This window comes from Frigidibacter sp. MR17.24 (genome assembly GCF_037095655.1).
Classification (GTDB): domain Bacteria; phylum Pseudomonadota; class Alphaproteobacteria; order Rhodobacterales; family Rhodobacteraceae; genus Frigidibacter.
The window spans coordinates 486,455-505,543 of the sequence record NZ_JBAWKE010000001.1; the positions used below are offsets into that span (position 1 = coordinate 486,455).

Annotated in this window: 19 protein-coding genes; 8 read left to right on the forward strand and 11 right to left on the reverse strand. The window is 72.8% G+C overall.

Annotated features, from left to right (window positions below; genetic code table 11):
* Positions 1-187 precede the first annotated feature (187 nt).
* On the forward strand, positions 188-1,129 hold the full coding sequence (locus V8J39_RS02310) for a LysR family transcriptional regulator (protein WP_336459252.1): 942 nt from the start codon (positions 188-190) through the stop codon (positions 1,127-1,129).
* 455 nt (positions 1,130-1,584) lie between these two features.
* On the opposite strand, the gene V8J39_RS02315 is transcribed toward V8J39_RS02310, so the two are convergent.
* Positions 1,585-2,481 (reverse strand): LysR family transcriptional regulator, encoded by an 897-nt coding sequence (locus tag V8J39_RS02315; RefSeq protein WP_336459253.1) that lies wholly within the window; start codon positions 2,479-2,481, stop codon positions 1,585-1,587.
* 180 nt (positions 2,482-2,661) lie between these two features.
* Between V8J39_RS02315 and V8J39_RS02320 the strand changes: the two genes are divergently transcribed.
* The 4 genes from V8J39_RS02320 to V8J39_RS02335 all read left to right on the forward strand — a co-directional run bounded on the left by V8J39_RS02320 (position 2,662) and on the right by V8J39_RS02335 (position 5,558).
* On the forward strand, positions 2,662-3,747 hold the full coding sequence (locus V8J39_RS02320) for an alpha/beta hydrolase (protein WP_336459254.1): 1,086 nt from the start codon (positions 2,662-2,664) through the stop codon (positions 3,745-3,747).
* Between the two features lie 71 nt (positions 3,748-3,818).
* Positions 3,819-4,274, forward strand: coding sequence for a (R)-mandelonitrile lyase (locus V8J39_RS02325; RefSeq protein ID WP_336459255.1), 456 nt, complete (start codon positions 3,819-3,821; stop codon positions 4,272-4,274).
* Between the two features lie 75 nt (positions 4,275-4,349).
* Positions 4,350-5,111, forward strand: a complete 762-nt coding sequence (locus V8J39_RS02330; protein WP_336459256.1) for a carboxymuconolactone decarboxylase family protein — start codon at positions 4,350-4,352, stop codon at positions 5,109-5,111.
* Positions 5,112-5,162: 51 nt separating this feature from the next.
* A complete protein-coding gene (locus tag V8J39_RS02335; protein WP_336459257.1) occupies positions 5,163-5,558 on the forward strand; it encodes a (R)-mandelonitrile lyase in 396 nt (131 codons plus the stop codon).
* A gap of 72 nt (positions 5,559-5,630) precedes the next feature.
* On the opposite strand, the gene V8J39_RS02340 is transcribed toward V8J39_RS02335, so the two are convergent.
* The 9 genes from V8J39_RS02340 to V8J39_RS02380 form a co-directional block, all read right to left on the reverse strand.
* Positions 5,631-6,833 carry a CaiB/BaiF CoA transferase family protein gene (locus V8J39_RS02340; protein ID WP_336459258.1) on the reverse strand — a complete coding sequence of 401 codons (1,203 nt, stop codon included), beginning with the start codon at positions 6,831-6,833 and terminating at the stop codon, positions 5,631-5,633.
* A gap of 14 nt (positions 6,834-6,847) precedes the next feature.
* On the reverse strand, positions 6,848-7,663 hold the full coding sequence (locus V8J39_RS02345; RefSeq protein WP_336459259.1) for an SDR family NAD(P)-dependent oxidoreductase: 816 nt from the start codon (positions 7,661-7,663) through the stop codon (positions 6,848-6,850).
* Entirely contained in the window at positions 7,663-8,541 is an 879-nt protein-coding gene (locus V8J39_RS02350) for an amidohydrolase family protein (protein WP_336459260.1), read from the reverse strand. The genes V8J39_RS02345 and V8J39_RS02350 overlap by 1 nt, the downstream gene beginning before the upstream one ends.
* Positions 8,534-9,124 carry a carboxymuconolactone decarboxylase family protein gene (locus V8J39_RS02355; protein ID WP_336459261.1) on the reverse strand — a complete coding sequence of 197 codons (591 nt, stop codon included), beginning with the start codon at positions 9,122-9,124 and terminating at the stop codon, positions 8,534-8,536. Before V8J39_RS02355 ends, V8J39_RS02350 begins: the two co-directional genes overlap by 8 nt.
* Positions 9,121-9,771 carry a glutathione S-transferase family protein gene (locus V8J39_RS02360; protein WP_336459262.1) on the reverse strand — a complete coding sequence of 217 codons (651 nt, stop codon included), beginning with the start codon at positions 9,769-9,771 and terminating at the stop codon, positions 9,121-9,123. Before V8J39_RS02360 ends, V8J39_RS02355 begins: the two co-directional genes overlap by 4 nt.
* 4 nt (positions 9,772-9,775) lie before the next feature.
* The gene (locus tag V8J39_RS02365) at positions 9,776-11,083 is read right to left on the reverse strand and encodes a TRAP transporter large permease (protein ID WP_336459263.1); all 1,308 of its coding nucleotides are present in this window, start codon (positions 11,081-11,083) and stop codon (positions 9,776-9,778) included.
* Positions 11,080-11,637, reverse strand: a complete 558-nt coding sequence (locus V8J39_RS02370) for a TRAP transporter small permease subunit (protein ID WP_336459264.1) — start codon at positions 11,635-11,637, stop codon at positions 11,080-11,082. Before V8J39_RS02370 ends, V8J39_RS02365 begins: the two co-directional genes overlap by 4 nt.
* A gap of 78 nt (positions 11,638-11,715) precedes the next feature.
* Entirely contained in the window at positions 11,716-12,735 is a 1,020-nt protein-coding gene (locus V8J39_RS02375; RefSeq protein ID WP_336459265.1) for a C4-dicarboxylate TRAP transporter substrate-binding protein, read from the reverse strand.
* A 117-nt stretch (positions 12,736-12,852) separates the two neighbouring features.
* On the reverse strand, positions 12,853-13,791 hold the full coding sequence (locus V8J39_RS02380; RefSeq protein WP_336459266.1) for a LysR family transcriptional regulator: 939 nt from the start codon (positions 13,789-13,791) through the stop codon (positions 12,853-12,855).
* A gap of 2,764 nt (positions 13,792-16,555) precedes the next feature.
* On the opposite strand from V8J39_RS02380, the gene V8J39_RS02385 reads away from it, so the two are divergent.
* Positions 16,556-17,221, forward strand: coding sequence for an exonuclease domain-containing protein (locus V8J39_RS02385; RefSeq protein WP_336459267.1), 666 nt, complete (start codon positions 16,556-16,558; stop codon positions 17,219-17,221).
* A gap of 163 nt (positions 17,222-17,384) precedes the next feature.
* Here V8J39_RS02385 and V8J39_RS02390 read toward each other — a convergent pair whose 3' ends face one another.
* A complete protein-coding gene (locus tag V8J39_RS02390) occupies positions 17,385-17,777 on the reverse strand; it encodes a DoxX family protein (protein WP_336459268.1) in 393 nt (130 codons plus the stop codon).
* Positions 17,778-17,906: 129 nt separating this feature from the next.
* On the opposite strand from V8J39_RS02390, the gene V8J39_RS02395 reads away from it, so the two are divergent.
* On the forward strand, positions 17,907-18,449 hold the full coding sequence (locus tag V8J39_RS02395) for a sigma-70 family RNA polymerase sigma factor (RefSeq protein ID WP_336459269.1): 543 nt from the start codon (positions 17,907-17,909) through the stop codon (positions 18,447-18,449).
* A complete protein-coding gene (locus V8J39_RS02400; RefSeq protein WP_336459270.1) occupies positions 18,446-19,057 on the forward strand; it encodes an anti-sigma factor in 612 nt (203 codons plus the stop codon). Before V8J39_RS02395 ends, V8J39_RS02400 begins: the two co-directional genes overlap by 4 nt.
* The last annotated feature ends 32 nt before the right edge of the window (positions 19,058-19,089 follow it).

Here is a 19,089-nt window from a genome sequence, read left to right on the forward strand (position 1 = left end):
CGGTGGGCCCACCGGGGACAGCCGCGCGCGGGCGCGCGGTCGGCGGGCCTCTCCTCCCCACCGCTCGACACTGCCCGCCGGTCGAGCGGGCGGCCCTCCAGCCGCCCCTGGACCGTATTTGGTGAATTAAGGTTTTTGAATTTCCAAGAATTCACATCATTAGTGAATTCGCGGAAGGAGTGATCCGATGAGCGGCGACAGCGACATGCATTTCTTCGTCAAGCTGGCCCGGCGCGGAAGCCTGGCCGAGGCGGCGCTGGACCTCGGGCTGACGGCCTCGGCGGTCAGCAAGCGGCTGGCGCGGATCGAGGACCGGCTGGGCGCGCGGCTGATGAACCGTACCACGCGCCGCATCGCGCTGACCGGCGAGGGCGAGGCCTATCTGCTGGGCGCGCTCGAGGTCGTGGCGCGGATGGACCGCCTCGAGCAGGAGATCGCGGCCGCGCGGGGCGAGCCGCAGGGCCTGCTGCGGGTGAACGCGACCTTCAGCTTCGGGCGCAAGTACATCGCGCCCGCGCTCGCGGCCTTCGCGGCGCAGCATCCGGGGGTCGAGGCGCAGATCGTGCTGTCGGACGCGCCGCTGCGGCTGGTCGAGGACGGGTTCGACCTGCAGGTCCGCTTCGGCACGCCCACGGCGCTCAACAGCGTCTCGTCGCTGCTGTTGCGCAACCGCCGGATGCTGATCGCCTCGCCCGCCTATCTCGAACGGCACGGCAGCCCGCGCCGTCTTGCCGACCTCGCCCAGCACGCCTGCATCGTGCTGCGGCAGGAGACGGCGGCCTATGATGTCTGGCGCTTCGAGGATGGCACCAGCGTGCGCGTCGCGGGGCACCTGTCGACCAACGATGGCGAGATCGCGGTGGACTGGGTGCTGGCCGGGCAGGGGATCATGATGCGGTCGGAATGGGACGTGGCCGGGCATGTCCGCGCGGGGCGGTTGCGGGTGCTGCTGCCGCGCCATGTCAACAGCGCCGACATCGTCGCGCATTACCCGCAGCGCCACAACGTCTCGGCCAAGGTGCGGCTGTTCGTCGACTTCCTGCGCCGCGAACTGCGCCCCGTCGTGCCCGGCCTGCAGCTTCCCGAGGATCTCGGGGAATTCGCGGCCGCGCTTCCCGGCAGACGCTGAGACCGCCGCCGTACGGCAACGGGGACGGGGACCGGGCGGCGGTCAGGCCCCGGGGCAGGTCGGCCGGATGCCGGCACCCCCGGCGGCTTCGTGTCGCCGCCGATCCGAGGATACGGGACGGCCCGTCAGGCGGCGGTCGTCCCCTGCGGCGCGGGATGCCGGGGCGACGACGGCCGCGGGCAGCCCCGCGCCGCCGGTCGTGAGGCGGCCGAGGCGGGAAGGGCGAGCGGCGGTGCCCGGCGGATCAGGGCCCTGCCCGAAAGCCGCCGCCCCCCGGCCTGGGCCGCGACAGGGGCGCCGGGACCGGCCATGCCCGACACCGGACGACCTCTCCGGGGCAGGGCGCGCGCCACCGATCCTGCGGGCCGGTGGCGCGCGCCGTCCCACGGATCGCCCGGGTGCCCGGGATGACAGCGGGACCCAAGGGGCGACGCCGGCGGTTGCATGAGCCCGCGTCATGATCCTGCCGCCCGCAGCCGGTCGATCAGCACCCGCATCGCCGAGCTGACATTGCGCCGGCCCATGTAGCACAGGTGATAGCCGTCGAAGGGCGGGCAGAACTCCGCAAGCACCCGGCGCACCCGCCCGGTCAGAAGGTCCGCCCGCACGTCCGGCAGCGGCAGGTAGCCGATCCCGTGACCGGCCCGCACCGCCTCCATCACCAACCCGGGATCGTTGAGGATGAAGGGGCCGGTCAGCCGCTTCACCACCTCGACTCCGCCGATCTCGAACTCCCAGTCATAGACCGGCCCGTCGGCGCGGTGCCGCATCAGAAGGCAGTCGTGGGCCTCCAGCGCGTCGGGATGCACCGGCGTGCCGCGCCGCGCGAGGTAGTCGACGCTGGCGACCGCCGCCATCTCCAGCCGCGGCCCGACCGGCACCGCGATCATGTCGGGGCTCAGGTGCTCGCCCAGCCGGATCGCGCAATCGAAGCGGTCCTCGGCCAGATCGGACAGCCGCCCCTCGGTGCTGATCTCGATGCGCACCTCGGGATAGTCGCGCACCAGCTGCGAGACCACCGGCCAGAGGATGTCGCGCGTGGCCGGCGCGCCCGAGGTCACCCGCACGAGGCCCGAGGGACGCTCGCCCAACGTGCGCAGCTCCTCGATCCGGTTGCCGAGCAGCTGGAAGCTCGGGCGCAGCGTCGCGAGAAGCTGGTCGCCCGCATCGGTGGGCGTCACCTTGCGGGCGCTGCGGTTCAGAAGCCGCACGCCGATCCGGTCCTCGAGCCGCCGGATCGCGTGGCTGACGGCGGATTGCGACACGCCCAGGCGGTGCCCGGCGCGGGTGAAGTTCCCCTCTTCGGCGACGGCGAGCAGGGTCGACAGATCGCCAAGCAGATCACGGTCCATGGATGGCAGCCTCCTCTGGCCTGCGGGTCTTGTGGGGCAGCAACAGGCGCGGCGCAAAGGAAAAGCGCCGACGAAGCATGAATTCGGTTCATGCCGGCGATAAGGCCGGACGGCCTTATCCGCGCCCGGCCCGGTGTCAGATTGGGGCGCAGACACAGCAGCCCATCCGGAGCCCACGACATGACCGACACGTCCCCCGCCACCGATCCCCGGGATCCCGCCCGCCGCGACCTGCTTCTGTCCGCGGGCATGGGTGCCGCCGCGCTCGGGCTGGCCGCTCTGGGCGCCGACGCGGCGCTGGCGCAGGCGACCGACGCCTGGGACAAGACCTTCCCGCAAAGCGACCGGGTCGAGCACCGCAAGATCGGCTTCACCAACCGCTACGGCATCGCGCTGGTCGGCGACCTCTACCTGCCGAAGGACCGCGGTGCCGCGCCGCTCGCCGCCCTGGCCGTCGCCGGTCCCTTCGGCGCCGTCAAGGAACAGGCCGCCGGTCTCTATGCCCAGGAGATGGCCGAGCGCGGCTTTGCGGCCCTCGCCTTCGATCCCTCCTACATCGGCGAGAGCGGCGGCGCGCCGCGCTACGTCGCCTCGCCCGACATCAACACCGAGGACTTCATGGCCGCGGTCGACGCGCTTGGCCTGCAGGAGGCGGTGGATCGCGATCGCATCGGCATCATCGGCATCTGCGGCTTCGGCGGCATGGCGCTGAACGCGGCCGCGCCGGACAAGCGGGTCAAGGCCGTGGCGGTGACCTCGATGTACGACATGAGCCGGGTGATGGCGCGCGGCTATGACGACGCGATGACCGAGGAAGATCGCGCCGAGGCGCTGACCGCGATGAGCCTGCAACGCTGGGAAGACGCGGCCTCGGACCAGGCCCCGAAGCTGGCGGGCGGTCTGCCCGACACGCTCGAGGGCATCGATAACCCGGTGATCGCCATGTACCATGCCTATTACAAGACGGATCGCGGCTATCACCCGCGCTCGCTGAACTCGAACGGCGGCTGGAACGTCACCTCGGCCATGTCCTTCATGAACATGCCCCAGCTTGGCTACATCCACGAGATCTCGCCGCGCCCAGCGCTGATCATCGCCGGGTCCGAGGCGCATTCGCGCTATTTCAGCGAGGATGCCCATGCCGCCGCGCGCGCGCCCAAGGAACTGGTGATCATCGAGGGCGCCAATCACTGCGACCTCTACGACCGCAAGGACGTCATCCCCTTCGACCGCCTTCAGGCCTTCTTCGAAACCCACCTCGCGTGACGCCGCGGACCCGCGCCCCGACCGCGGGGGGCGGGTCCGCCTTGCACAAGCCCAACACGGAGACGACACGGATGAAGACGCCCATACTCGCGGCGGCGCTGATGCTTGCCGCATCCGCCGCACCTGCCCAGGAGATGACGCTGACCACCCCGTCCGAGCGCGGCGGCCAGATCGGCAGCCCCGAAACCTTCACCGGCACGGTCTTCGTCGCGCCGGTCTTCGGCCCCGGGATGAACGAGGTCAGCGCGGGCGAGGTCACCTTCCTGCCCGGCGCACGCTCGGCCTGGCACACCCATCCCGTCGGCCAGTACCTGATCGTGACCGCCGGAACCGGCTGGTACCAGGAGGAGGGTCAGCCGAAGCGGGTGATGCGCCCCGGCGATGTCGTCTTCGCGCCGGCGGGTGTGAACCACTGGCACGGCGCGACCGGGGCGACCCCGGTCACCCATTACGCGATCCAGGCGGCCGAAGACGGCAGCGCCGTGACCTGGGGCGCGCCGGTCTCCGACGCGGATTACGCAGGCTGAGCGGAGACGCCCACCGGGGGCCGGACCCGCCGGCCCCCGCGCATCCCAGACACCCCGAACAGTCAGGAGCCCAAGGTGAAACCCCAGATCCTTGCCTCAGCCATCGCCCTTGCCGGCACCGCCGCCCCGGCGCAGGACCTGTCGCGCACCCTGCCGGACGCCGTGACCGCCGTCGCGCCGGCCCTTGCCGACTACGCGACCCGGGACCTTTTCGGCACCGTCTGGACCGACGGGACGCTGTCGATGCGCGACCGGGCGCTGGTCACCGTCGCGGCACTGATCACGCGCCACGAGACGGATGCGCTCGGCCGCCATGTCGCGCTGGCGGTCGACGCGGGCGTGACCCCGGCGGAGCTGTCGGAGACCGTCACCCACCTGGCCTTCTACACCGGCTGGGGCAATGCCACGGCGGCGGCCGAGGCCATGGCCCCGGTCTTCGCCGCGCATGGCGTGCGCGCACAGGACCTGCCGCCCCTCGATCCCGAACGGCTGCCTCAGGACGCCGAGGCCGAGGCCGCGCGGGAAGCGACCGTCCAGACCAACTTCGCCGAGGTCAGCCCCGGCGTCGTCGCCACCACGCGCGAACTGCTGTTCAACGACCTCTGGCTGCGCCCGGACCTCGCCCCGCGCGACCGCAGCCTGGTCACGGTCGCCGCGCTGATCGCGGCAGGCCAGCCAGAGCAGATGACCTTCCACCTGAACCGGGCCATGGACAACGGGCTGACCCAGGCAGAGGCGGGGGCGATGCTGTCGCACCTTGCCTTCTACGCGGGCTGGCCCAGGGTGTTCTCGGCCCTGCCCGTCGCGCGGCAGGTCTTCGCCGACCGCGCGAACTGAGATCCCGCGGCGCGGCTCCGGCCCCGCCGCCCCTGCAAACGGAGAGACCCCATGAAGATCACCAAGGCCGGCAGCAACCCCTCGGCCCCGGGCCCCGCGGACTATTTCACCGGAACCGTGCGGATCGACCCGCTGTTCCAAGCCGAGGCCCCGGGCCGCACCAGCGGCGCCCATGTCACCTTCGAGCCCGGCGCCCGCACGGCCTGGCACACCCACCCGGCGGGGCAGACCATCATCATCACCTTCGGCCGCGGCCGGGTCCAGCGCGAGGGCGGCCCGGTCGAGGAGGTCTCGGCGGGCGACGTGGTCTTCTTCCCCGCCGACGAGAAGCACTGGCACGGCGCCGCGCCCGAAACCGCGATGTCGCACATCGCGGTGCAGGAGAGCATCGACGGCACGCCGGTGACCTGGCTGGAAAAGGTCTCGGACGCGGACTACGCCGGCTGAGGCCGGCGACAGCTCCCGGGGGGCCCCGAAGGTTCCCGGGCGGCCGGTGGCCGGGGGGGGGGCGCGACGGGATCAGTCGCCCGGCGCGATCGCCCCTGACCGGCGAAGATCGGCGATCTCTGCGGGGCCGAAGCCCATGTCGCGCAGCACCGCGTCGGTATCCGCGCCCAGCGCGGGCGGCGGGCGGTCGATGACCGGATCGCCGCCGCCCGAGATCCGGAACGGCGCCACCGGCAGGGTGAGCGGCACCTCCGACCCCGGCAGCGTGCCCGGCTGCTGCAAAAGCCCGCGCGCCGCCAGCTGCGGATCCGCCAGCGCCTCGGGCAGGGTGCGGACGCGGGCGGCGGGCACGCGGTGGTGGCGCAGCAGCGTCTCCCACCGCGCGCAGTCGCCGGTGGCGAAGATCGCCGCCAGCGCCGCCGCATCCTCGGCATGGCTCTCGCGGCCCGCGTCGAAACTCTCGCGCACCATGTCCGGCCGGCCAAGCGCCGCCCACAGCCTGCGCTGCTGGCGCAGGTTCGAGGCGCCGATCATCAGCAGGCCGTCGCGGGCCGCGTAGGTGCCAAGGCAGGCCGAGGGGAAGCGGTTGCCCTGCGGCCCCGGGGCCTGCCCGCCGACCGTCAGCCCGGCGATCGGCGCCGACATCAGCATCAGCGCCGCCTCGAACATCGACAGGTCGACATGCGCGCCCACGCCCTCGGTCGCGCGGCGCAAGAGCGCGGCCGAGATCGCGAAGGCCGCCATGTAGCCGGTGGCATAGTCGACCACCGGCGCCCCGGCGCGCAGCGGGCCGCTGGCGTCGGTGCCCGTCATCGCCATCAGCCCCGAGGTCGCCTGAAAGACGTTGTCATAGCCGGTCTCGGCGGCGCGCGGCCCGGTCTGGCCGTAGGCCGAGATCGAGCAGTAGACCAGCCGCGGGTTCAGCGCGGCCATCGCCGCATGGCCCAGCCCCAGCGCGTCGAGCGCGCCGGGGCGGAAGTTCTGCACGAAGACATCCGCGCCCGCCACCAGCCGGCGCATCACCGCCTGCGCCGCGGGGTGCTTGAGGTCCAGCGCCACCGACCGCTTGCCCGAGCCCTGCGCCAGATAGGCCGTGCCCATCCGCGCGGCGTTCAGCGCGGGGTCGGTGCCCTGCAGGCGCGACTGGTCGGGATCGTCGGGCCGTTCGACCCGGATCACCTCGGCCCCCAGCGCCGCCATCTGGTAGGCGGCGAAGGGCCCGGCCAGCACATGGGTGGCGTCGATCACCCGCAGGCCTTCGAAGGGACGTGCCATGGTGGTGGCCCTCCTCAGTCGCAGCGCGCGCTCATGCCGCCGTCGACGACGATCTCGGTGCCGGTGACGAAGCGCGCCTCGTCCGAGGCGAGGAACAGCGCCGCGTTCGCCGTGTCGCGCCCGTCGCCCATCCAGCCCATCGGGATCCGCGCCACCCGCGTGGCCAGCAGCGCCTCGACATCGCCGCCCGCGCGCTGGCCGGCCAGCCGCGTCTCGACCATCGGCGTGTGCAGCTGGCCCGGCACCACCGTGTTGACCCGGATGCCGCGCGGCGCGAATTCGACCGCGGTCACCTTCGAGAACTGCAGGATCGCCGCCTTCGACGAGGCATAGGCCACCTGCGCCGCCCCGGTCCAGCGCGTGCCCGAGGTCGACGAGGTGTTGACGATCGCGCCCGCGCCCTGCGCCACCATCTGCGGCAGCACCGACTTGCAGGTCAGGAACACGCTCTTGAGGTTGAAGTCCATCTGCCGGTCCCAGTCGGCCTCGCTGAGGTCGACCGCGCCGCCCTTCGCCGATCCGCCGACGTTGTTGACAAGGATGTCGACGCGGCCGAAGCGGGCGACGCAGGCCGCGACCATCGCCGCGACCGCGGCCGCGTCGGTCACGTCGCACAGATGCGGCTCGACCTCGCCGCCGGCGGCGCGGGTGCGCTCCAGCGTCTCGGCCATGGTCTCGGCCCTGAGGTCGACGGCGAAGACCTTCGCGCCTTCCTGCGCGAAGCGGACGCAGGCGGCGCGGCCGTTGCCCCAGCCGGGGCCGACGCAGCCCGCGCCGGTGATGATCGCGACCTTGCCGGCAAGCCGGCCGCCTTGGGAGGTGTCGGGCATCATGCGGTCTCCTTGAAGCCGTAGAGGCGGGCGGGGTTGTCGACCATCAGCGCCTGCAGCTGGCCCGGCCCGGGCGCGATCCGCGGCAGCAGGTCGAAGAGGTCGCCATCGTCGGGCGGCGCGGCGCGATAGTTCGGATGCGGCCAGTCGGTGCCCCAGACCACCCGGTCGGGATGGCGCTCGACGACCTCGCGCGCGAAGGGCACGGCATCGTCATAGGGCGGCTCGGCGCGCGAGGCGCGTTCGCTGCCCGAGACCTTGCACCACAGGTGATCGTGGTCGAGCAGCCGCAGCAGCGCCTCGAACTCGGGCTGGTCGCGCCCCTGCGAGGCGTCGATCCGCCCGATGTGGTCGATGACCACCGGCACCGGCAGGTCGACGAGGTCGGGCGTCATCGCCTCGATCAGCCCGGCCTCCATGTGCAGCTGCAGGTGCCAGCCCAGATCGGCCAGCCGCGGTGCCAGCGCCCGCAGCGCCGCGCCGTCGGCCCCGGGGGCGAGATGGCTCATGTAGTTGAAGCGCAGGCCGCGGAAGCCCTGCGCGTCAAGCCGGCGCAGCGCCTCCGTCGCGATGTCGGGCGGGGCGAGCGCGATGCCGAGATAGCGCCCGGGCCGGGCCGCGATCGCATCGGCGACGACGCTGTTGTCGAAGCCGTGGCAGCCCGACTGCACGATCACGCAGCGCTCGATCCCCATGCGGTCGTGCAGGGCGAACAGCGCCTCTTTCGGGGCATCGGCGGGCTTGAAGCCGCTGGAGGCCGCATAGGGGAAGACCGCCTGCGGGCCGAAGACGTGGCAATGGCAGTCGGTGGCGCCGCGGGGCAGGGTGACGGCGGTCATCCGCGGCGACGGGTGCCAGGTCAGGGGCTGGTCAGTCATCCGACAGCTCCCGTTCGCCCTCGCCGAGGGGCGGCACCCGGAAGATGTTGATGGTCAGCGAGATCAGCGTGTAATAGCCCAGCAACCCCACCAGATCGACCATCCGCGCCTCGCCCAGCACGGCGACGGCCCGGGCATAAAGCGCGTCGTCGACGTCGCGCGTCTCGTGCGCGGCGCGGGCGACGTCATGGACGACCTCGGCCTCGGGGTCGGCGAAGTCGGGGCGGCGGTTCAGCCGGATCGCCTCGATGATCCCGGGGTCGAGCCCGGCCTTCAGGGCATGGCCACGGTGGACCTGCCATTCGTATTCGGACCCGAAGACCCGGCCGGTGACGAGGATCGCCAGTTCCGACAGCCGCTGGTCGAGGCTCGAGTCATAGCGGCAGTAGCGCCCGAGGTCCTGCGCCTTCGCGGCCAGCTCCGCCCGGTGCAGCCAGACCGCCAGCGGGCCGCGCACGCCGCCGCGGGGGCCCTGCGCGATCTGGTCGTGGATCTGCTGCTGGCGGTCGGAATAGCCCGCGGGGTCGGGGGCGGCGAGGCGTTGCGGGGGCCAGGGTCTGGGGCCGTTTCTGGGGCCGGTCATGCGGGGATCCTTTCGGTGGCGCCAAAGGCGGGAACGGCGGCGGCGAAGGCCGCGAGCCAGCGCACGAGGCCCGGGTGGCCGTCGCGCCAGTCGACGGGCCGGCGCCAGTCGAGATAGCCCAGCGCGCAGGCCAGCCCGATCTGGACCAGCCCCGCGCGGTCGGGGGCGGGGGGCGCGGCCTCGAAGACCGCCAGACCGCGCAGCACCTTGCCGCGCTGGTGCTCGAGCCAGCGCTCGGAGATCTGGCCCGGCTCGCGGAAGCGCCCCTCGTAGACCATCAGCAGCGCGGCCTCGGCGATGCCGTCCGCCAGCCGCGCCGCGGTCAGCACCCGCGCCCGGTCAAGCCCCGCGCGGCCCGAGGGCAGCAGCCGGTCGCCGCCGGCGATGCGGTCGAACATCTCGAGGATGACGCCGCTGTCGTAGAAGGCCTCGGTCCCCAGCATCAGGCAGGGCATCTTGCCCAGCGGGTTCTGCCGGCGCAGGTCGTCGCCGGGGTCGAGCGTGTCGGCGGCGCGGATGCAGATCCGCGGGGCCAGATCCAGCACCTCGGCCGCGATGCGGACCTTGCGGCCGAAGGGAGAGGTCAGGGTGGTGCGCAGCTCCACCGCGACCGCGGGATCGCGCCAGAGCGTCATCAGGTCCGTCATTGGGTCACATCCTCGAAGGCAGGAACAGCGCGAGCTGCGGGAAGAGATAGAGGATCACCAGCATCGCGAAGCCGGCCAGGACGAAGGGCACCAGCCCCTTGAACACGTCCTCGAGCCGGACCCGCCCGCCCGAAGCCGCCTGCACGACGAAGCAGTTGATCCCGACGGGGGGCGTGACGGCGCCGATCTCGACCAGCAGCACCACGAAGACGCCGAACCAGATCGGGTCGTAGCCCAGGTCCATCATCACCGGGTGGGTGATCGGCAGGGTGATGGCCAGAAGCGCGGGCGCATCCATCATCATCCCCAGCGCCAGATAGATCAGCGACACCAGCACCACGATCATCCAGGGCGCGACGTCGAGCCCGGTGAGATAGCCGCCGACCGCGTTGGCCAGCCCCGACAGCGCGAGGAACTTCGAGAAGAGCAGCGCCGAGATCAGGATGCCGAAGATCATCGCCGTGGTGCGGATCGTCTCGAGCAGCGTCTCGCCCAGCCGGACCCCGGCGATGCCGCGATGTCGCAGGATCGCCAGCAGGAAGGTCAGGCCCGCGCCGACGCCGCCGGCCTCGGTCGGGGTGAAGATGCCGACGTAAAGCCCCGCGACGATGCAGAAGATGATCAGCACCAGCGGCCCCGCCAGCCGCAGCGCCGCCATCTTCTCGCGCAGCGTGTAGCGGGTGGTGTCGACGGGGGCGAGTTCCGGCCGGCGCAGCACCGTCAGCCAGATCGCGAGGCAGAGCATCGCGGCGAAGACGATGCCGGGGATGAAGCCCGCGATCAGCAGCGCCCCGATCGAGCTGTCGGTCAGGATGCCGTAGACCACGACCAGCGCCGAGGGCGGGATCATCACCGCCAGCGTCCCCGCGATGGCGATCGAGGCCGAGGCGAGGCTTTTGTCATAGCCGCGCTCCAGCATCTGCGGCAGCGCGAGCTTGGTGAAGACCGTGGCCGTCCCGACCGACGAACCCGAGGCCGCGCCGAAGGCCGCCGCCCCCATCGTGGTCGAGATGGCGAGCCCGCCGCGCAGGTTGCCCATCCAGCGGGTCGTCGCCTCGAACAGGTCCTCGCCAAGGCCCGCGCGCATCGCGAAGAAGCCCATCAGCAGGAACAGCGGGATCACCGAGAAGTGGAAGGAATTCGTGGTCTCGAAGAACACGGTCGACAGCAGCGCCGTCGCCGCCTTGAACCCCACCAGCGAGGCCAGCCCGAAGGCGCCGACCAGCCCCAGCACCACCATCACGTTGATGCCCGCGAGGATGCCGGCAAACAGGCAGCCGGTGCCGATCAGTCCGATGACGATGCTGCTCATTGGCGGGTCTCCAGGGCGGGCGGCTCGAGGTCGGGCGCCTCGAGGCCGTGGTCGTGATGCGGGGTGAGGCCGGCGGCGGTGCAGACGGCGTCGATCAGGAACTGCACCGTCAGCAGCGCCATGCCGAAGCAGACGGCGAACTTGATCGGCCAGACCGGGAACCGGATCGAGCCGCGCTCCATCTCGCCGATGGCCAGCGATTTCAGCGCCGACAGCCAGCCGGCCCAGGCCGCCCAGGCAAACAGCAGCGCCCCCGCCAGCAGCGCCAGCACCTGCGCCGCGCGGGCGGCGCCCGCCGGCAGCCGGTCGGTCAGCAGCGTCACGCGGATGTGCCCGCCATGGAACTGCGTCAGCGCCAGCGACAGGAAGATGATCAGCGGCAGCGCCGCCTCGGTCAGCTCGAGCGAGCCCGCGATCGGACGCGACAGGCCGTAGCGGCTGACGACATTGGCCAGCGTCAGGCACATGACCGCGAAGGTCACCGCGCCGGCGATCCAGCCGCAAAGGGTGAGGAACCGGCCGAAACCGGCCCGGACCTGCGTGAGGGTGTTCATGAGACGGGTCCTGGCTGGCGGCGTCCGCGCCCGGGCGGGCCGCCGTTGCGGCCGGCCCGGGCGCATCCGCGCAAGGGGTCAGAAACGCAGCTTGGCGACGATCTCGTCGACGGGCAGGCCCGCGGCCTCGGCCTTGGCCTGCCATTCGGCGCGCACCGCCTGCACGCCCGGGTCCTCGATCAGCGGCGCCAGCTCGTCGGCGGGGAACTCGGCGACCGTGACGCCCAGATCGCCCTTCCAGGCCTCGCGCACCGTCGTCTCGTCCTGCTCCAGCATGGCGGCGTATTCCTCCATGTAGTCATGGCCCAGCTGGTCGATCACGGCGCGCGTCTCGTCGTCGAGCCCCATGTAGCTGTCGAGGTTCATCGCCAGGATGTGGCCGAACGAGGCGCCGAAGGGCACTTCGGAATAGTATTTCGCCACCTCGTCGTACTTGAATCCGCGCGCCAGCGCCGGGCCGATCGGGGCGCAGTCGACGATCGAGCGTTCCAGCGCCTCGTAGGTGTCCGAGGTGGTGATCGACACCGGCGTCGCGCCCATCGCCTCGATCAGCGCCGGATAGGCGAAGCCGTAGGACCGGATCCGCTTGCCCTTGAGATCGGCCATCGACGCGATCGGCTGCTTGCACAGCATCCCGTAGCTCTCGAGCGGGCGGAACGCGAAGGCGTGCAGGTTCTGGCTTTTCAGCTCGTCGTCGAACTGGGGATAGGTGGCGTGCCAGTCGACCATCGCCTCGCCGACCTCGCGGCTGTCGAGCGGCTGCGGGATGAAGAATCCGACGGCGTTGTTCAGCGGGAACTGGTCGGGGAAATAGGGGGTGACGATGTCGCCCATGTCGCCGACGCCGTTGGCCAGCGCGTCGGGCGTCTCGCCCACCGCGGCGACCGAACCGCCCCAGAAGACCTCGATCTTGTGCTTGCCGCCGGTGCGCTTGGCGAATTCCTCGACCAGCCATTTCAGCGACCGGGCATGCGCGTCGTTGGCACCTTCGGGCTTGTAGGTGATGTAGCGGTAGGTGTCCGCCTGCGCCGTGGTGGCGGCAAGGGTCACGGGCAGGCTCATGGCAACCGCCATGGCCGACAGCGTCGTCCAGTTCATGGGTCTTCCTCCTCCGTCCGCCCGGCTCCTCCCGAACGTCAGGGCCTACCTTCCCCGCCCGCGGCCCATGTTGCAAATATCATGTTTCTATGATCCCATGCCTGCACGGCATGGATCTCAGCGCCACAGTCCGCGGCGCACGAAATCGGTGACGATGTCGAAGATCGCGTCCTCGACGATGGTGATGGCGACCTTGCGCTTCTGTTCGGCCCGGGTGGCGATGCACAGCCGCCAGCCGATCTGCGGCTCGACCACCGGGCGCGCCTCCAGCGTGCCGGCCGCCGCCTCGGTCAGCACCGCGCCATAGGTCAGCACGGTGAAGCCCTGGCCCGCGCGCACCAGCGCCTTCAGGTGCCACATCCCGTCCACCCGCTGCACGACCTGCGGCTCCAGCCCGCGTTCGTCGCAGGCCCGGTCGAAGATGATGCGCAGGTAGTTCGGCCGCGAGGGCATGATAAGCGGCAGGCCCGCCAGCTCCTCCAGCCGGTAGCGGTCCTGCAGCAGGCTGCCCGGCGGCCCGACCAGGTGCAGGTGTTCCACCAGCAGCTCGCGCCCGAGGATGTCGCTACGCTCGGGCGGGTCGTGCATCACCGCCAGCGCGATGTCGCCGCGGATCAGCGCCTTCTCCAGCTCGCGGCTGAAGCCCTCGACGAAGCGCAGCTCGATCTCGGGATAGCGGTCGCGGATCCGCGCGAGCAGCGGCGGCAGGATGAATTCGCCCGGCGTCGGCGGCATGCCGACGATGACCGTGCCCTTGGGCGAGGCCGAATGCGCCGTGATCTCGCGGTAGCCCTGCGCGAGGGTCGAGAACACCTCGTAGCAGCGGTCGAGCAGGATCTCGCCCGCCTCGGTCAGCTCGACCCCCCGCGCCAGCCGCAGGAACAGCGGCGTGCCCAGCTCCTGTTCCAGCCAGGCGATCTGGCGGCTGATCGCGGGCTGGGCGATGCGCACCCGGGCCGCGGCCTTGGTGATGCTCTTCTCCTCGGCCACGGCCACGAAATAGCGCAGCGCCCGCGTGTCGGGGAACCAGTCGAGGTCTCCGAATTTCTGCGACATGGCTCCCCCCGGGTCCGGTGCCGCGCCACGAGGCGACGGGCGCGGGCATCCCGCCATACCCCAGCACGGCGCGTCTGGCGAGCGCGACCCGGGCGCCGCGGCGCCCGGGGCCCGGCGCGGCACCGCGGGGAGAGGGGCGGGCCGCATCGCCCGAGGTCTCGCCCCCGGTCCCGGCGGCCCGCCTCGCGGGGCCTCGATGAAACCGCTGGTCATCCTCCGCGGCGAGGGGCCGGTGGTGTTCGGGGTCGCGGCGCCCTTGCCCTCCGCTATCCGTCACCCCGTCCTGCGCCGCGCGCCCTGCCGCGACCGGGCGCAGGCGAACGGCGGCCACATCCCCGGCCCGACCCGCGCCGGCACCGACGTCGCCCCTCCGCGCGCCTTTCGAGGCCGCGATCATGCTGCCGCAGGGCTCCGGACCCGGGGAACGCCTCCGCAGCGCCCCCCGACCCGGAAGGCGCTGGCTGATGACACGGGTCCTGCGGCCTGCCGCGGCCTCGGCCCGGGGCCGCGGTCACTGACGGCGACCCGGTTGACGATCCCGCGGGCAAGGGTGACGGGGAGGAAGGTCCCGCCTTGATCGGCGTCGGGACCGACGCCCTCCCGGACGCGGGCGCGGCGCTCACCGCGTCGAACATCAGGGCGCCGCGGGGCGTCAGCGGCCGGGCGCAGGCCACGCGCGGTGGCCCGAGGGCTCGCCCCGGAAGGCTGTCCCCCTTGCCTTGTCAGGCGCAGATCCTCGCGCGATCCGATCGGCTGCCCGGATGTCGATGCCCTGCGTGCGGCCTGTCCCTGACCGCCCGGGTCCGGCCGACAGCCGACGCCCGGGCCAGCAGGCGATGGTGATCGGCCCGACGCCGGCGGCGGCGCGGAGGGGCCACCTCACCGATGACGCACCGGTCGCCCCCGGGCGCGGTCACGCGCTTCATGCCGTGGTCGATCCGTCCGATCGCAGCCAAGCGCCGTGCTTCAGCCCCGGCACCCCGGCGGCGGCGAGCGCGATCCTCACCAGAGGGCGCCCGACGATGGTCGTGCCGCCGATGACCGCCGCGCCCGTCCCGTGCCGCGCGCCGATCCCGTCCCCCAGGCCGCCTGCGGCAGCCCTGCAGGGGCAGCCACGCCGCCGACCGCGCCCGAGGCGAGGCGCCCAGATTCCTCCGCTGTCCGGGGTGTCGTCGCTCACCCGCTTCGCAGGCCATGAGGGTCTTCGTCCTCTTTGCCGGCCCGTCCGTGCGCGCCTCGGCCGACGGCAGCCGGCACCCCGGTCACGGCAGGGTCGGGCCGGTCGGCGATCTGATCGAGCACGCTTTCGGTCGTGCTGACGGGCGGAGCCGGCGGCACATGGCCGTCCTTTGGCCGGTCTTCGGCTCGCCCGCCAGCCCATGGGTCGGATCGAACGGCTGCCGCATGGCGCGGTCGGCCACGCGGTTGACGCCCCGGAGGGGTCATGGCCGCGGCCCGAACCGGTGGCGCGGCGCGGTCCCGAGGGGACGAGATCGCGCCCGGGCATGTCCGACACGACGGCGTGGCCCCGCGGCGATCGGCTCGAACCAGCCCGCCGCTGTCGTCGCGGATCCGGAGGTGGCTGTCGTGGTCCGACAGTCTCGGCGCGGTACCGACGATCCCGTCGATCGGCTTCGTCAGCCGTCAGACATGCGCGCAGGCCAAGGCCGGCACCCCACCTCGCGCCTCCCTCGCACCACCACAGCCCGGTGCAGAGCATGATCGCATCGCAGATGAACGCCGTCTGCACGCCCGTCGCCCGGCCGTTCCCGGTCAGGGCGCCGGTCTCTTCGACTGCCGAATGTCACCCGCGCCGTGCAGACGGTCCGGGGCGGGACACGGCCGTCGTCGGCGACGCCCCCCCCCCCGACACGACGTCGGTGTTCATCGCCGGCCAGCGGTGCCGGCCGAGATCCAGCGCGCGCCGATGCCATGGCGATGGGCCCGCGCCCCGTGCCGCTTGATGGGCGTCAGCCGACTCCGGTCGGTCGCGATTAACGGCGAGCCCTTCCGGATCCGGCCCGGAGACAGCGCTGTCTCCTGCCAGATCCGGGGATGACGCTGGGTCGACCATGGGACCATCCCTGTGAGGACGCGCGAGCGGCGCAGCGCCCGCACCCGCGCCGCCAACACCCCTCTCGGCGAGATGGTGGAGCGTCGAGCGCGTCAGTGCAGGGTTTGCGCGCTTGGCCGCAGGGCCTGCCGTACCTTCAGACGATCCCGCGCCATGCCGGCCCGGCCATGGATGATCGGCACCCGGCCGGACCCTGCGCCGCGAGGATCACCGTCACGTCCCGGTCGCGCGCGACGTTCGAGGCCGTCGCCCGCCGGCCGAGGCGGGTCCGGGGCCCGGACATCAGCGCGGGCGAGACGCGGCCGGCCCCGGTGCCGTCGCTGCCTCCTGTCGGCTGCCATGCCGGCGCGAGCGCGCTGCTGGTCAAAGAGGGCGGCCCGGCGGCGAATCGCCACCGGACGCGTTCCTGCGGCGCGGCCCTCACGCCGACCGGAGCGCGCAAGATGACGGCTGCACGCCGGGCCGGCCCGGCGGACGGCGGACCCTGCCTCGGGCCCGGGACCGGCACCAGCCCGCCACGGCCCGCACCCGGGGCCGCGTTCGCCCCGGGGCGAAGGCCCCGCGCGGCCGTGCAAATGCGTCACCGCCGGCCGGCGATCCGCCCCGGGCGCCGCCCCGGGCGGTTGACACTCCGGCGCCGGGGCGCTCGACACTGGCGCGAGAGCTTTGGGACCGCGACAAGGACCGACCATGACAAGACAGTCTTCCGCCGGCCTCTGCGCGCCGACCGCCGTACCCGAGCTGCAGGCCATCCTCACCAACGTCTACCGCTTCATCGCGATCGATGTCGAAACCGCGAACCCGGATGCCGGCAGCATCTGCCAGATCGGCATGGCCTGCGTCGGCGCCCGCGGCGTGGAAGAGGTCGTGACCCTGCTCATCGACCCGTGCTGCGACTTCGCGCCGATGAACGTCCAGATCCACGGCATCCGCCCCGAACACGTGGCGGGCCGGCCGCTGTTCTCGGCCTTCCTCGATGCGGCCGGGGCGTTTCTCGCGCGTCACATGCTTGTCCAGCACAGCGCCTTCGACGGCCGCGCGATCCGCCGCGCGACCGAGGCCTGCGGCCGGCCTCCCGCCGCGCTGAAGTGGCACGACAGCGTGCTGGTCGCGCGCCGCGCCTGGCCCGAGTTCAAGGGCAACGGCGGCCACGGGCTGGGTCACCTGAAGGCCGCGCTGGGGCTGGAATTCCGCCACCACGACGCGGGCGAGGACGCCCGCGCGGCCGCCGAGGTCATCTTGCGGGCCGAAGCGCGGATGGGCCTGCCCTTCGCCGAGATCCTCGCGACGCCGTCGGGGGCGGCGGCGAAAGCCCCGGCCCGGACAGGCGCCGCGATCACCCGACGCCCCGCCTGACGCGCGCCCGCGCAGGCGACCCGCCGCCGCCCCATCGGCGACGACCCCGCCGGGCAGGGCAGTGGCGCATCCCGACCTGCGCGACCTCGTCCTTGAGGCGCGCTGACGAAGGCGCGGGATCGGCGGCGCCCGGCCGCGGGCGATCCGGGGCCCTGCCGCGGCGCTATGCCCCGGGGCCGCCCTGCCGCCGCCCGGCCCGCAGCGCCCATCGGCCCGGGCCCTGCGCCGCCAGCACCAGAAGCCCGCCCGCGATGGCCCAGTTCTTGACGACGATCGTCACCTGCCAGGGATCGGCGCGCAGCTGCCAGTGGAACCAGCTCGTCGCGATGCAATAGCCGGCCATGACCAGCGCCCAGAGCGCGACCCCCGGGCCAAGGACCAGCCCCAGTGCCGCCAGCAGGTCGAACCCCGCGATCCAGGGCACGGCGGCCGCCGGCACCCCGACCGAGCGGACCATCGCCGCCACTGGCGCCGGATCCGCCAGCTTCTGCACCGCGCCGCCAAGAAACAGCAGCGCCATCAGCAGCCGCCCCACCAGATTGAGCGCGTCGCGCATGATCGTTCCCCTTCGCCCCTCTTACGACCCGCGGCCCCCGGCCGGATCACCCGGCACCGCCCGCGCCCCGGCGTTTCGCTTGACAGACCGGGCCCCGCCGGGCGTGTTGGGCCGGTGACGGGGGAAGGCATGGATCACGATCCGCTGGCGGAGACATTCGCGCGCATGGCGCGGGGCGACCGCGCGGCGCTGCGCGCGCTTTATGCCGAAGCCGCCCCGAAACTTTTCGGCGTCTGCCTCCGTATGCTCAGGGACCGAAGCGAAGCAGAGGACGCGCTGCAAGAGATCATGACCCGCCTCTGGACCAGGGCCCACCGTTTCGATCCCGCGCGCGGGTCCGCGATGACCTGGGCCGTGGTGATCGCGCGCAACCACTGCCTCGACCGGCTTCGGGCCCGCAAGGAGCCCGTCGCGCGCGACGAGGCGGCGATGGCCGAGGTGCCCGACCGGGGCGCCTCGCCCGAAACGCTCGCGCTGCGGCGGGGCGAGGCGCGCCGGATCCTCGACTGCCTCGGCCAGCTCGATCCGCAGCGGGCGCGCGCGATCCGCAGCGCCTATCTGGACGGCGAAAGCTACGAGGGGATCTCGCGCGCGCTCGGGGTGCCGCTGAACACGCTGCGCAGCTGGCTGCACCGCGGCCTGAAGGCGCTGAGGGAGTGCATGGAGCCGTGACCGAGGACGATCGCCTCCTTGCCGCGGATTACGTGCTGGGCACCGCCCCGGCCGCGGAGCGCGCCCGCGCCGAGACGCTGCTGCGCCAGGACGCGGCCTTCGCCCGCGAGGTCGAGGGCTGGCAGCGCCGGCTGTCGGGGCTCGACGCGGAATTTGCGCCGGTCGAGCCGCCGCCAGAGCTGCTGGGCCGGATCGAGCGGCGCCTTTTCGGGCGGCAGGCACGCGTGCGGGCCCGGATCTTCGGCTGGCTGGCGGCCGCGGGGGCCGCCGCGGCGCTGGCGGCGGTGCTGTTGTGGCCCGCCGCGCCGCCGCGCCCGATCGCCGATCTGGCGGCGCCCGGTCTCGACGTCGCGGTGCTGGTGGCGGACGGCAGCCTGATCTTCCGCACCAGCTCGCCCCCGGCGCCGGGCCGGGGCGCCTATCAGCTGTGGGTCATCCGGGCGGGCCAGCCGCGCTCGCTCGGGTTGCTGGGCGCGGCCGAGACGGTGGTGAGCGCGAGCCTCGCGCCCGGCGACGTCCTTGCCGTCAGCCTCGAGCCGGCGGGCGGCTCGCCGACCGGCCTGCCGACCGGGCCGGTGCTGGCCACGGCCGAGATCAGGGATCTGTGACTTTTTTCCCGTCGCCCTGCAACGCGCGGGGT